At 69.9% G+C, this 14119-nt stretch carries 10 protein-coding genes; 8 read left to right on the forward strand and 2 right to left on the reverse strand.

All coding sequences use genetic code 11. The features are described 5' to 3' along the window. The first annotated feature begins 35 nt into the window (after nt 1-35). The 5 genes from gcvH (at nt 36) to gcvT (ending at nt 7347) form a co-directional block, all read left to right on the forward strand. Nucleotides 36-419, forward strand: coding sequence for a glycine cleavage system protein GcvH (gene gcvH, locus LE197_RS08155; protein WP_031692897.1), 384 nt, complete (start codon nt 36-38; stop codon nt 417-419). Nucleotides 420-429: 10 nt separating this feature from the next. After that, complete coding sequence (gcvP, locus tag LE197_RS08160; RefSeq protein WP_023100316.1) at nt 430-3309, forward strand: aminomethyl-transferring glycine dehydrogenase; 2880 nt, start codon at nt 430-432, stop codon at nt 3307-3309. 142 nt (nt 3310-3451) lie between these two features. Next, entirely contained in the window at nt 3452-4708 is a 1257-nt protein-coding gene (glyA, locus tag LE197_RS08165; protein ID WP_031692898.1) for a serine hydroxymethyltransferase, read from the forward strand. 47 nt (nt 4709-4755) lie between these two features. After that, nucleotides 4756-6132, forward strand: a complete 1377-nt coding sequence (locus tag LE197_RS08170; protein ID WP_023085281.1) for an L-serine ammonia-lyase — start codon at nt 4756-4758, stop codon at nt 6130-6132. A 93-nt stretch (nt 6133-6225) separates the two neighbouring features. Next, complete coding sequence (gcvT, locus tag LE197_RS08175; RefSeq protein ID WP_023125902.1) at nt 6226-7347, forward strand: glycine cleavage system aminomethyltransferase GcvT; 1122 nt, start codon at nt 6226-6228, stop codon at nt 7345-7347. Nucleotides 7348-7393: 46 nt separating this feature from the next. On the opposite strand, the gene LE197_RS08180 is transcribed toward gcvT, so the two are convergent. Continuing rightward, nucleotides 7394-8269: a hypothetical protein gene (locus LE197_RS08180; RefSeq protein ID WP_023436410.1), complete on the reverse strand. Its 876-nt coding sequence runs from the start codon at nt 8267-8269 to the stop codon at nt 7394-7396. Then, nucleotides 8266-9237: a polysaccharide deacetylase family protein gene (locus LE197_RS08185; RefSeq protein ID WP_023097567.1), complete on the reverse strand. Its 972-nt coding sequence runs from the start codon at nt 9235-9237 to the stop codon at nt 8266-8268. The genes LE197_RS08180 and LE197_RS08185 overlap by 4 nt, the downstream gene beginning before the upstream one ends. A gap of 688 nt (nt 9238-9925) precedes the next feature. On the opposite strand from LE197_RS08185, the gene hflK (LE197_RS08190) reads away from it, so the two are divergent. From hflK (LE197_RS08190) to hflK (LE197_RS08200), 3 genes are read left to right on the forward strand one after another with little or no spacing between them, the layout of a single operon-like run. Beyond that, the gene (gene hflK, locus LE197_RS08190) at nt 9926-11926 is read left to right on the forward strand and encodes a protease modulator HflK (protein WP_031692899.1); all 2001 of its coding nucleotides are present in this window, start codon (nt 9926-9928) and stop codon (nt 11924-11926) included. An 11-nt stretch (nt 11927-11937) separates the two neighbouring features. Then, complete coding sequence (gene hflC, locus LE197_RS08195; RefSeq protein WP_015502864.1) at nt 11938-12993, forward strand: protease modulator HflC; 1056 nt, start codon at nt 11938-11940, stop codon at nt 12991-12993. After that, nucleotides 12990-14030, forward strand: a complete 1041-nt coding sequence (gene hflK / locus LE197_RS08200; RefSeq protein ID WP_031692900.1) for a protease modulator HflK — start codon at nt 12990-12992, stop codon at nt 14028-14030. The genes hflC and hflK (LE197_RS08200) overlap by 4 nt, the downstream gene beginning before the upstream one ends. The last annotated feature ends 89 nt before the right edge of the window (nt 14031-14119 follow it).

Here is a 14119-nt window from a genome sequence, read left to right on the forward strand (position 1 = left end):
CCGACCGGGCGACCCGCTGACAATGAGGATCCAGCATGAGCAAGTTGCGCTTTACCACCGACCACGAATGGCTGCGCCAGGACGACGACGGGCTGCTGACCGTCGGCATCACCGCCTACGCCCAGGACGCCCTCGGTGACGTGGTATTCGTGCAGTTGCCGAAACTCGGCGAACACGCCGCCGGCAGTGAAGTGGCGGTGCTGGAGTCGGTCAAGGCCGCCAGCAACATCCTGATGCCGCTGGACGGCGAGGTGGTGGCGATCAACGACGCGCTGCCGGACGCTCCGGAGCTGGTCAACCAGGACCCGCTCGGCGAGGCCTGGTTCTTCCGCTTCCGTCCGGCCGACTCCGGCGCCTGGGAAAAGCTGCTCGACCAGGCCGCCTACGACCGCCTGCTGAACGCCAACGCCGACGCCTGAGGATCCCGTCATGACCGATAACCTGAACCTCGGCGCCATCGACCTGGGCACCGACGACGAATTCATCGCCCGCCATATCGGCCCGCGCGCCGCCGACACCCAGGCCATGCTCCAGCGCCTGGGCTACGACTCGCTGGACGCGCTGATCGGCAACGTGATCCCGGACAGCATCAAGGGCAGCAGCGTGCTCGACCTGCCGGCCGGCATGGGCGAGGCCGAGGCACTGGCCAGCCTGAAGGCCATCGCCGCGCGCAATCGCGCGTTGCGTTCCTTCATCGGCCAGGGCTACTACAACTGCCACACGCCGGCACCGATCCTGCGCAACCTCCTGGAGAACCCGGCCTGGTACACCGCCTACACGCCGTACCAGCCGGAAATCTCCCAGGGCCGCCTGGAGGCGCTGCTGAACTTCCAGACCCTGGTCAGCGACCTCTCCGGCCTGCCGATCGCCAACGCCTCGATGCTCGACGAGGCGACCGCCGCCGCCGAGGCCATGACCTTCTGCAAGCGCCTGTCGAAGAACCGCACCAGCCAGGCATTCTTCGCCTCCCGCCATTGCCACCCGCAGACCCTCGACGTGCTGCGCACCCGTGCCGAGCCGCTGGGCATCGAGGTGGTGGTCGGCGACGAGAGCGCTATCGAAGACTTCTCCGCCTACTTCGGCGCGTTGCTGCAATACCCCACCTGCGACGGCGAGATCGTCGACTACCGCGAGCTGGTCAGCCGCTTCCATGCGGTCGATGCGCTGGTCGCGGTGGCTGCCGACCTGCTGGCGCTGACCCTGCTGACCCCGCCGGGCGAGTTCGGCGCCGACGTAGCCATCGGCAGCGCCCAGCGCTTCGGCGTGCCGCTCGGCTTCGGCGGCCCGCACGCGGCCTATTTCGCCACCCGCGACGCCTTCAAGCGGGACATGCCGGGACGCCTGGTCGGCGTCTCCATCGACCGCCACGGCAAGCCGGCCTACCGCCTGGCCATGCAGACCCGCGAGCAGCACATCCGCCGCGAGAAAGCCACCAGCAACATCTGCACCGCCCAAGTACTGCTGGCCAACATCGCCAGCATGTTCGCCGTCTACCACGGCCCGCAGGGCCTGCTGCGCATCGCCCGGCGCACCCACCGGCTGACCGCGATCCTCGCCGCCGGCCTGGAGCGCCTGGGCGTGGCCGTCGAGCAGAAGCATTTCTTCGACACCCTGAGCCTGGCCACCGGCGCGCGTACCGCGGCGATCCATGCCAAGGCCCGCGCCGCCGGGATCAACCTGCGCGAGATCGATGCCGGCCGTCTCGGCCTGTCGCTCGACGAGACCGTCCGCCAGGCCGATGTGGAGACCCTCTGGGGCCTGCTGGCGGAAGAGGGCCAGGCGCTCCCGGACTTCGCCGCCCTTGCCGCCAGCATTGGCGACCGCCTGCCGGCCGCGCTGCTGCGCCAGTCGGCGATCCTCAGCCACCCGATCTTCAACCGCCATCACTCGGAAACCGAGCTGATGCGCTACCTGCGCAAGCTGGCGGACAAGGACCTGGCGCTGGACCGCACGATGATCCCGCTGGGCTCCTGCACCATGAAGCTGAACGCCGCCAGCGAGATGATCCCGGTGACCTGGGCCGAATTCGGCAACCTGCACCCGTTCGCCCCGGCCGAGCAGAGCGAAGGCTACCGCCAGCTCACCGACGAGCTGGAGGCGATGCTCTGTTCCGCCACCGGCTACGACGCCGTGTCGTTGCAGCCCAACGCCGGCTCCCAGGGCGAGTACGCCGGCCTGCTGGCGATCCGTGCCTACCACCAGAGCCGCGGCGACAGCCAGCGCGACATCTGTCTGATCCCGTCCTCCGCCCACGGTACCAACCCGGCTACCGCCAGCATGGTCGGCATGCGCGTGGTGGTGGTGGCCTGCGACGCGCGCGGCAACGTCGACGTCGAGGACCTGCGCAACAAGGCCAGCGAGCACAAGGAACGCCTGGCCGCGCTGATGATCACCTATCCGTCCACCCATGGCGTGTTCGAGGAAGCGATCCGCGAGATCTGCGCCATCGTCCACGACTGCGGCGGCCAGGTGTACATCGACGGCGCCAACATGAACGCCATGGTCGGCCTGTGCGCCCCGGGCAAGTTCGGTGGCGACGTTTCCCACCTGAACCTGCACAAGACCTTCTGCATCCCCCACGGCGGCGGCGGCCCGGGCGTCGGCCCGATCGGCGTACGTGCGCACCTGGCGCCGTTCCTCCCCGGCCACGCTCGCGGCGAGCGCAAGGAAGGCGCGGTGAGCGCGGCGCCGTACGGCAGCGCGAGCATCCTGCCGATCACCTGGATGTACATCCGCATGATGGGCGGCGAAGGCCTCAAGCGCGCCTCGGAAATGGCCATCCTCAATGCCAACTACATCGCCCACCGCCTGGAGGAGCACTACCCGGTGCTCTACGCCGGCGGCAACGGCCTGGTCGCCCACGAATGCATCCTCGACCTGCGTCCGCTCAAGGACAGCAGCGGGATCAGCGTCGACGACGTGGCCAAGCGCCTGATGGACTTCGGCTTCCACGCGCCGACCATGTCCTTCCCGGTGGCCGGCACGCTGATGATCGAGCCCACCGAGAGCGAGTCGAAGGCCGAGCTGGACCGTTTCTGCGACGCGATGATCCGCATCCGCGAGGAAATCCGCGCGGTGGAACGCGGCGAGCTGGACAAGGAAGACAACCCGCTGAAGAACGCGCCGCACACCGCCGCCGAACTGCTCGGCGAATGGAACCATGCCTACAGCCGCGAGCAGGCCGCCTATCCGCTGGCCAGCCTGGTGGAGGCCAAGTACTGGCCGCCGGTGGGCCGCGTCGACAACGTCTACGGCGACCGCAACCTGACCTGCTCCTGCCCGCCGATCGAGGCGTACAGCGAGGAGTGACGGACGAGGAGGGCGCCGCCAGCGGCGGCGTCCTCGCGTTTCCGGCGATACCCCTTTCCCGGCGCCGCGCTTGCGTAGCGGCGCCGCGGCCACGCTCGCGCCAGCGAGCGTCCTGACACCGACACGACAAGAGGCCAGCGCCATGTTCAGCAAGCACGACCAGCTCCAGGGCTACGACGACGAACTGCTCGCCGCGATGGACGCCGAAGACCGGCGGCAGGAAGACCACATCGAACTGATCGCCTCGGAGAACTACGCCAGCAAGCGGGTCATGCAGGCGCAAGGCAGCGGCCTGACCAACAAGTATGCCGAGGGCTATCCGGGCAAGCGCTACTACGGCGGCTGCGAACACGTCGACAAGGTCGAGCGGCTGGCCATCGACCGCGCCAGGCAGCTGTTCGGCGCCGACTATGCCAACGTCCAGCCGCATTCCGGTTCCTCGGCCAACGCCGCGGTGTACCTGGCGCTGCTCAACGCCGGCGACACCATCCTCGGCATGAGCCTGGCCCACGGCGGCCATCTCACCCACGGCGCCAAGGTGTCCTCCTCCGGCAAGCTGTACAACGCCGTGCAGTACGGCCTGGACACCGCTACCGGGCTGATCGACTACGACGAAGTCGAGCGCCTGGCCGTGGAGCATAAGCCGAAGATGATCGTCGCCGGCTTCTCCGCCTACTCCAAGACCCTCGACTTCCCGCGCTTCCGCGCCATCGCCGACAAGGTCGGCGCGCTGCTGTTCGTCGACATGGCCCACGTTGCCGGGCTGGTCGCCGCCGGCCTCTACCCGAACCCGATCCCCTTCGCCGACGTGGTCACCACCACCACCCACAAGACCCTGCGCGGCCCGCGCGGCGGCCTGATCCTGGCGCGCGCCAACGAGGAGATCGAGAAGAAGCTCAACTCCGCGGTATTCCCCGGCGCCCAGGGCGGCCCGCTGATGCACGTGATCGCGGCCAAGGCGGTGTGCTTCAAGGAAGCGCTGGAGCCGGGCTTCAAGGACTACCAGACGCAGGTGATCCGCAACGCCAGGGCGATGGCCGAGGTGTTCATCGGGCGCGGCTACGACGTGGTTTCCGGCGGCACCGACAACCACCTGATGCTGATCAGCCTGGTGCGCCAGGGCCTGACCGGCAAGGAAGCCGACGCCGCCCTCGGCCGGGTCGGTATCACGGTGAACAAGAACGCCGTGCCGAACGATCCGCAGAGCCCGTTCGTCACCTCCGGCATCCGCATCGGCACCCCGGCGGTGACCACCCGCGGTTTCCGCGAGGGCGAGTGCCGCGAACTGGCCGGCTGGATCTGCGACATCCTCGACGATATCGACAATCCCGAGGTCGGCGAACGGGTCAGGGGCCAGGTCGGCGAATTCTGCCGGCACTTCCCGGTCTACGCTGATTGAACAGGAACGCCGCCGTGGTGGCGGCCAATCCGCAAGCGGAGACGAGCATGTCCCTGAGTGTCTTCGATCTGTTCAAGATCGGCATCGGGCCGTCCAGCTCCCACACCGTGGGGCCGATGCGTGCCGCCGCGCGCTTCGCCGAGGGGCTGAGGCGCGAGGGGTTGCTGGAGGCCACTGCCAGCGTCAAGGTCGAGCTGTACGGCTCGCTCGGCGCCACCGGCAAGGGCCACGGCAGCGACAAGGCGGTACTGCTCGGCCTGGAGGGCGAGCAGCCGGACACGGTGGATACCGCCGCGATTCCCGCCCGGCTCGATGCCATCCGTTCCAGCGGCGAGCTGCGCCTGCTCGGCGAGCGGCCGATCCGCTTCGTCGAGAAGGAACACCTGGCGCTGATCCGCAAGCCGCTGGCCTACCATCCCAACGGCATGATCTTCCGTGCCTTCGACGCCGCCGGCCTGCAGGTCCGCAGCCGCGAGTACTACTCGGTGGGCGGCGGTTTCGTGGTCGACGACGAGGCCGCCGGCCTCGACCGCATCGTCGAGGACCGCACGCCGCTGGCGTTCCCCTTCAAGACCGCGCGGCAACTGCTCGACCATTGCGCCCGCGAAGGCCTGTCGATCAGCCAGTTGATGGCCGAGAACGAGAAGGCCTGGCGCCCCGCCGAGGAAACCCGCGCCGGCCTGCTGCGTATCTGGCAGGTGATGCAGGATTGCGTCGAGGCCGGCTGCCGCAACGAGGGCATCATGCCCGGCGGACTGAAGGTCAGGCGCCGCGCGGCGGCGCTCCACCGCCAGTTGTGCCAGCGGCCGGAGGCCGGCCTGCGCGACGCCCTCAGCGTGCTCGACTGGGTCAACCTCTACGCCCTGGCGGTGAACGAGGAGAACGCCAGCGGCGGCCGCGTGGTGACCGCGCCGACCAACGGCGCGGCGGGGATCATTCCGGCGGTGCTGCATTACTACGCGCGCTTCATCCCCGGGGCCGACGACGACGGCGTGGTGCGCTTCCTGCTCACCGCCGCGGCGATCGGCATCCTCTACAAGGAAAACGCCTCGATCTCCGGCGCCGAGGTCGGTTGCCAGGGCGAGGTCGGGGTGGCCTGCTCGATGGCCGCCGGAGCGCTCTGCGAAGTGCTCGGCGGTAGCGTGCAGCAGGTCGAGAACGCCGCCGAGATCGGCATGGAGCACAACCTCGGGCTGACCTGCGACCCGGTCGGCGGGCTGGTCCAGGTGCCCTGCATCGAACGCAACGCGATGGCTTCGGTGAAGGCCATCAACGCGGCGCGCATGGCCCTGCGCGGCGACGGCCAGCACTTCATCTCTCTCGACAAGGTCATCCGCACCATGCGCCAGACCGGCGCCGACATGAAAAGCAAATACAAGGAAACCGCGCGCGGCGGCCTCGCCGTGAACATCATCGAATGCTGAACCGCGCCGCTGCGCCGGCGCTTTTTTTTTCTTTCCCGACAATCGATCGCGGCTCTCCGGCAGACAGGAGGCCGGGATGCCATGGAGTGAAACATGACCGCAGAAACCCTCGCCAAGACGCCCCTGCACGCCCTGCACCTGGAACTGGGGGCGAAGATGGTGCCCTTCGCCGGCTACGACATGCCGGTGCAGTACCCGGCCGGGGTGCTCAAGGAGCACCTGCACACCCGCGAGCAGGCCGGTCTGTTCGATGTCTCGCACATGGGCCAGATCCGCCTGGTGGGCGCCGATGCGGCGCTGGCCTTGGAAAGCCTGGTGCCGGTGGACATCCTCGACCTGCCGGTGGGCCAGCAGCGCTACGCGTTGTTCACCGACGAGCAGGGCGGGATCCTCGACGACCTGATGGTGGCCAACCTCGGCGATTGCCTGCTGCTGGTGGTCAACGCCGCCTGCAAGCACCAGGACCTGGCGCACCTGCGTCGTCACCTGGAGGGCCGTTGCAGCGTCGAGCCGCTGTTCGAGGAGCGTGCCTTGCTCGCCCTCCAGGGACCGGCGGCGGTGCGGGTGCTGGAGCGCCTGGCGCCGCAGGTGGCGCAGATGACCTTCATGCAGTTCGCCCGCGTCGAGCTGCTCGGCCAGGACTGCTACGTCAGCCGCTCCGGCTATACCGGCGAAGACGGCTACGAGATCTCCGTGCCCGCCGCCCATGCCGAGGCCCTGGCGCGGCGCCTGCTGGCCGAGCCGGAAGTGGCGCCGATCGGCCTCGGCGCGCGCGACTCGCTGCGCCTGGAAGCCGGCCTGTGCCTCTACGGCCACGACATGGACAGCGCCACCACGCCGGTCGAAGCCAGCCTCGGCTGGGCCATTTCCAAGGCGCGTCGCGCCGACGGCGTGCGCGCTGGCGGGTTCCCCGGCGCCGAGCGGATCTTTGCCCAGCAGGCGCAGGGCGTTGCCAGCAAGCGCGTCGGTTTCCTGCCGCAGGGGCGGATGCCGGTGCGCGAGGGCGCCGAGATCGTCGATGCCCAGGGCCGGGTGATCGGCAAGGTCAGCAGCGGCGGTTTCGGTCCGAGCCTCAACGCGCCGCTGGCCATGGGCTACGTGCCGAACGAACTGGCCGGCCTGGGCAGCGAGGTGACGGCGATGGTGCGCGGCAAGCCGGTGACCCTGGTGGTCAGCAAGATGCCCTTCGTGGCGCAGCGCTACTACCGCGGTTGAGCCCCTGGCCCTCTCTCGCTTCGGCGGGAGAGGGCGGCGACCGGCCTCACGGGTGTTTCGGCCGCTGCCGTTGCAGGCCGAGCTTCTTGGCCCGGTGGAATACCGCCGCGCGGGTCTTGCCGGTCTGCTGCGCGCACCATAGCGAACCGCGCTGCTGGTAGTGCTGGCGCAGCAGGTCTTCCTCGGACTTGCTCCAGATCGCATTGTTGCGGTCGCGCTGGCTGTGCGGGGAAAGCTCCTCGGCCTTGCTGGCGACACTCTGGTAGCTGCGGCCGAGCATGTAGGCGCACCAGGCCAGGCTGCGCTTGCTGCCGTGGCGGCGGATGAACTCGACCTCTTCGCTGGACCAGGCGGCCGGTGCCTTCGGCGGCGCCTTGCGGTCCAGCGAGCGGGCGAGGGCGGCGCGGGCGCGCGCCACGGCCTGGTCGCCGGGATTGTTGCGGCGGGTCACGCCGAGGGCGCGGCGCCAGCGCCCCACCAGGCTCGGACTGAAACCCCACCAGAACTGCACCGACTCGGCGCATTCGGTACGTACCGCGCGCAGCAGGTCGCCGCAGAGAATCGGCGAAGGGCGGCCGCTGCGCTTGCGCGTCGGCCAGCGGAACAGGCCGTCGGTGAAGCCGCCGACTTCCACGGCGCCTTCCAGTTCGTCGACCAGCCAGTCGCCGGGGATCACCAGCGGGCTGGTGTAGGGCGCGCCGAGCAGCAGGTGGTTGATGGTAGCGACAGAGGTAGGGGTGTCTGCAGTCATGGGACGATCCTTGCTGATACCGGGCCAGCTGGGCTGGCCATATCCCTGAGAGCGGCGTCGCTGCGGCGTGGCGGGCGACGGCGCGTTCGCTTCCCGTGGTTCGGGCGGTCTTCCGGCGGAGGGCGACTGCCTGTCGCGCCTCTTTGGGAATGGGCTGGAGGCCGTGCTCATGGACGGGCTCCACGATAGATGCGCCAGGCCAGCCGGCCGGGACGGGCGGCGATCGCCGCGTCCACCTCGATGCGCGGCAGGTCCAGCGGGTCGCAACGAGTATCCACCAGGCCATTGCGCGCGCCGAAGGCGAAGCGGTAGCCAAGCCGGCCGAGGGCGGCGCGTAGGCCGGGTTGCGCAGGCGTCGCGGCGGGCGTGGCGCGAGCTTGGCAGAACACCGGCAGAGGGGCGGCGCAATGCTGCTGGAGCTGGCGGTGGGCGCGGCCGAGACAGTCCTCGGCGCAAAGGCCTGTCGCTGGGTGCGGGTCGTGGCCGTGCAGGCCGAAGCGAACCAGGCCGCTGTTTTCCAGGCGGCGGACCCGTTCCCAATCGCCCGCGCCGTACGCCGCGGGGTCCGTGCAGGCCGCGCGCAAGGCCTGCTGCGAAGCCGGGTCGAGGCGTTCCAGCTTGCGCAGGAGGAGGTCGAGGCTACGGCTGCGACGCTGGTCGTCGCCGGTGCGTTCGAGCACCCGCATGAGCGCAGCGCCGCCGTAACGCTCCAGCAGTTCCAGCAATGGCTCGGCGGCAGCCGCATCGGCCTGCCAGAGGGTGTCGGCGACCGCTTCGCGCCAACTGCGCGGGTCGCCGCCGATGAAGGCGCTCGCTGGCATTTCGTAGCGCTCTAGCAGCGGGTAGACCAGCTCGGCCAGTTCCGCAGGGTTGCCGTCGACGCTCAGGGCGATCCGCAAGCAGGCTGGAGCGGGGCTCTCGAGCAGGTGTTCCAGGGGCACGCAGAGGAAGTGCCGCTGTAGCCACAGCAGCAGGGTTTCCAGGCCTTGGCGGTCGAGGCAGCGCCCTTGCCGGTGCGGCAGGGCCGCGCGCCGGCGATCCGCGACTACCCGTCCCAGGCGCAGCACGATGCCGTTCTGGCGCAGCCGGCGCTGGCCCACGGAGGAGTTCAGGAACGTCATCCCGATCAGGCTTCGCATGGCATCCCCCGGCTCATCGACGATCCGTCACCGGCGATGGTTCCGCGTGCGCGGCAGGGCTTTCGCCAGCCTGTCCGGACGCTGCGCCGTGAACTCCGGCCCCGGCGGTCGATTCGGTCATGGGCGAGCCTCCTGGGTAATCCGCACAAACGTTTGCTGCGGCCACGCCAACGCGTGGCTCGAACCGGGGCTTGGCGGGGACCCGGCGGGTGTTCGATAAGGACTGCATGGCACCGGATAACGCTGCAAAGGATCGATGTGATTCTTTTTTGACGCTACCACAGTCGATAGTCGAATTATTGACGCTTTGCCGCTGTTATAAAACCGTCAGGCTATGCGAAAAGTCCTGCTGGCTACGCGTGGAGGCCCGGAGCGGCGTGCCTTTGAGGGGGAAGCGGGGGAGCCGGCAGGCCTATGCGGATTGGTTATAAGAAATCCGTTTCGAATGAAAATTGCCGACGAATGGTCGTTTGCGCGGATGTCCGGTGGTTTTTCCCGGCTGCTTAGAACCTTTCGGTTGGACGGGGGCTTGCCAAGTGGGTTGCCCCCAGTCTTTCGTCTTCCAGTCAAGAGCCTGGGGATGCAGACTGTTTTTCAAATCATGACAACTTCTTAACGCGCATTGTTATAAAGTTGCGGACGTTTGCGCCGGCCTGGCCGGCACCTTCGAGTTTTGCCTGGAGTGAAGATGAGAGTCGACCTGGACGCCGAGGGCGTCGCCGCCGAATCGCTGCCGCGTTTCCAGCAGGCGCCCCGGCAGTTGCGCCAGTTGTGGCGATGGGCAGCGGCCAGCGTCGCATTGGCCGCCGCCTGCGCCGTGCTGGGGTTCTTCATCGGCCTGTTCGCCGCCGACTCGCTCTGGCCGCCGCTGCTGTACAACCTCGGCGCGGCCTGGCTAGTTCTGTTCGCCGGTCTGCACGCGGCCTACCGGGTCGCGGCCTGGCGTTGCGTGGTCCTCGGCGCGGAGGCCAGCGCGCGGCCTGCCTGGCTGCGCTGGCAGCGGGGCGAACCCGACGCCGCCGCCGACAGCGCCTATGAACGGCTGCTGGAGCGCCTGGGCCAGGCCATCGCCCACGGCCTGGCCCAGCTCGGGCACGCTGCGCTGTGGCTGGCGGCGAGCGCGGCGCTGGTGTTGTGCCTGGTAGCCGCCGGCTGGCGTCTCGACCTGCCGCCGGCCAGTTCCGGGCAAGCGGCCGACCTCGCCATCGGGATCTGCCTGCTGCTGGCCTTCGCGGTGCTGGTGCTGGAACGTCGCTTCGCCAGCCAAGGGCCGGCGCAGTGGCCGGAAGCCCCGGCCCTCGGGCAACTGGCGCGGGCGCTGATCGGTACCCTGGTGCTGGCCGCCCTCTGTCTGTTCCTGGCTCGCCAGGGACACCCCTGGGCCCCGCGCCTGGCGGTACTGCTCGGCCTGTTGCCGGCGGCGCTGGCGCTGGAGTTGCTGGGCAGGGCGATCCTGGCGATGTTCGCGCCGCAGCGTGCCGGCCTCGAACCACGCCTGGTCGCCACCAGCCTGCTGGCCGACCTGTTGCGCTGGCCGCCGCGTCCCCTGCAGCGTCTGCAGCATGAGTTGCACCAGCGCTTCGGCATCGACCTGCGCCAGGTCTGGGCCTTCGGTTTCATGCGGCGGGCGTTCCTGCCGGTGCTGGCGGTGGTGTCGCTGAGCGGCTGGCTGCTCAGCGGCGTACGCGAGATCGGCATGGATGCACGGGGTGTCTACGAGCGCTTCGGCAAGCCGGTCGCGGTGCTCGGCCCCGGCCTGCACCTGGGGCTGCCCTGGCCGCTGGGGCGGGTGTTGGCGGTGGAGAACGGGGTGGTCCACGAGTTGGCCACCAGCGTCGCCGCCGGCGACGGCGGAGCCGAGCCGCTCGCGCCCGCCGAAGGTCCGGCCCCGGATAGCGCCAACCGCTTGTGGGACGCCTCCCACGTCAGCGAGAAATCGCAGGTCATCGCCAGCCTGGCCGACCGCCGGCAGAGCTTCCAGATCGTCAACATGGACGTGCGCATCGTCTACCGCATCGCTCTCGACGACGCGGCAGCGCTGGCGGCGACCTACCGCAGCGCCGACGTGCCGACGCTGGTGCGCAGCACCGCCAGCCGCGTACTGGTGCATGCCTTCGCCTCGCGGACCCTCGATGAGGTCCTCGGCGAGCAGCGCGCGGGCCTGGCCGAGCAGATCGGCCAGGCCGTGCAGGCCGATCTCGACCGCCTCGGCAGCGGCGTCGAGGTACTGGGCGCGGCGGTCGAGGCGATCCATCCGCCGGCCGGTGCGGCGAACGCCTACCACGCGGTGCAGGCCGCGCAGATCACCGCACAGGCGCTGATCGCCCGCGAGCGCGGGCAGGCTGCCGCGCAGCGCAACGAGGCGCAACTACAGGCCAGCGTGGCGCACGACCGGGCCAGCGCGCAGGCCCGCGAGACCCTGGCCGCCGCGCAGGCCGCCGACCGGCGCTTCGCCGCCGAGCGGGAAGGCTATGCCGACGCCGGCCAGGCTTTCCTGCTGGAGGCCTACTACCGCCAGCTCGGGCTCGGCCTGGGCAAGGCCAACCTGCTGCTCATCGACCACCGCATCGCCGGCGCCGGTGCGCCGACCATCGACCTGCGCAGCTTCGGCCTCGGCCGCCTGGATTCCCCGCCTTCGTCCCGTCCGTCCGCCGCTCCGGCGTCCGCGGCCGGGCAATCCGCACCATGAGGAGAGCGCTCTTGAGCCTCGGTCACTCCCACTCGCACAGCCACCACGAGCATCATCACGATCACGATCACGATCACGATCACGATCACGATCACGATCACGATCACGATCACGGCCATGGCGCACAGGCCGCGCCGCCCTGGCGCCGGCTGCTGGTCGCCGCGCTGCTGGTGCTGTTCGCCGTCGCCGCCGCTTGCCTGGTGCAGGTGCGTTCCGGCGAGGCGATGGTCATCACCCGTTTCGGCAACCCGGCGCGGGTCCTGCTCGAACCGGGCCTGGCCTGGCGCCTGCCGTTGCCGTTCGAGAGTGCGATCCCGGTCGACCTGCGCCTGCGCACCACCTCCAGCGGCCTGCAGGACGTCGGCACCCGCGATGGCCTGCGGATCATCGTCCAGGCCTACGTGGCCTGGCAGGTCCAGGGCGACGCCGACAACGTGCAGCGCTTCATGCGCGCGGTGCGCAACCAGCCGGACGAGGCTGCCCGGCAGTTGCGCACCTTCGTCGGCTCGGCGCTGGAAACCACCGCCAGCGCCTATGACCTGGCCGATCTGGTGAATACCGAGGCGTCGCGGGTGCGTATCGGCGACTTCGAAGCGCGCCTGCGCGAACAGATCGACAATCAGTTGCTGGCGACCTACGGGGTCAAGGTGGTGCAGGTCGGCATCGAGCGCCTGACCCTGCCCAAGGTGACCCTCGGCGCCACCGTCGACCGCATGCGCGCCGAGCGCGAGACCATCGCCACCGAGCGTACCGCCGAGGGCCGTCGCCAGGCCGCGGAGATCCGTTCGGCGGCGGAGCGCGACGCCCGGGTGATCCAGGCCGAGGCTTCGGTGAAAGCCGCGGAGATCGAGGCCCAGGCGCGGGTCGAGGCGGCGCGCATCTACGGCAAGGCCTACGCCGGTTCGCCGCAGCTGTACAACCTGCTGCGCTCGCTGGACACCCTCGGCACCATCGTCAACGGCGATACCCGCCTGGTCTTGCGCACCGATGCCGCACCGTTCCGCGTGCTGGTCGACGGGCCGCCGGCGCTCCCCGCCGAAGCGCCGGCCAACGGGCGCCGGCCATGAGCGACGAAGCGCACGAGGGGCTGCGCAGCCCCTGGCTGCAGGCCGGACGCCTGGCGTTCCTCGCACTGTTCGGCGTGACCCTCCTGGCGGCGCTGGCCTGGGCGTTTTCCAACGTCCGCCAGGTCGGCCCGGAGAACCGCGCCGTAGTGCTGCGCCTGGGCGCGCTGGAGCGCCTGGCCGGTCCCGGCCTGCTGCTGGCCTGGCCGCAGCCGCTGGAGCAGGTGGTGCTGCTGCCGTCCGCCGAACAGGTGATCGAACGCCGCGTCGAGGGCCTGCTGCGCTCCGAGCAGGCGCGTCGTGCCGACCTCGACGTCAGCCTGTCCAGCGACGCGCTGGCCGGCTCCGGCTACCTGCTGACCGGCGACGCCGGGGTGGTGCAACTGGACGTGCGGGTGTTCTACAAGGTCGACGACCCGTACGCCTACGTCCTCCAGGGCGCCCACGTGCTGCCGGCGCTGGACCGCCTGGTGGCGCGCAACGCCGTGCAGGTCTGCGCCGCGCGCGACCTGGACACCATCCTGGTGGCGCGCCCGGAGTTGCTCGGCAACGACAGCGCGGTCGCCGAGCGCCGCGAACGCCTGCGCGGCGACCTGGTGCAGGGCATCAACCACAGCCTGGCGGCGCTGGCCGCGGCCGGCAGCGGGCTGGGCATCCAGGTGGTGCGGGTCGACGTGCAGTCGAGCCTGCCGCGCAATGCGGTAAGCGCCTTCAACGCGGTGCTGACCGCCAGCCAACTGGCCGAGCAGAACGTCGCCAAGGCGCGCACTGAGGCGGAGAAACTCACCCAGGCGGCCACCGAGGGGGCCGACCGCACCCTGCAGGTCGCCCGCGCCGAGGCCGGTGAACGGCTGGCCCAGGCGCGCCGCGACACCGCCAGCATCGTTGGCCTGGCCCCGGCGCTGGGCGCGACCGATCCCGGCCTGCTCTGGCGCCTGTACCGCGAACGGGTGCCGGCGATCCTCGGCAAGGCCGGTTCGGTCGGCAGCGTCGATCCGCGCGACGACGGCCGCCTGATTCTGCAAGGCGGGCAGCCATGAGCCGCTGCCCGACGGCGCCCTTCGCGGGCTGTGAAACAATGGACGGACAAGCGAACGTGAAACGGCTACCCTGCGTCGGCATCAACCTT

The sequence above is a fragment of the Pseudomonas sp. PS1(2021) genome (assembly GCF_020405165.1).
GTDB lineage: Bacteria > Pseudomonadota > Gammaproteobacteria > Pseudomonadales > Pseudomonadaceae > Pseudomonas > Pseudomonas aeruginosa.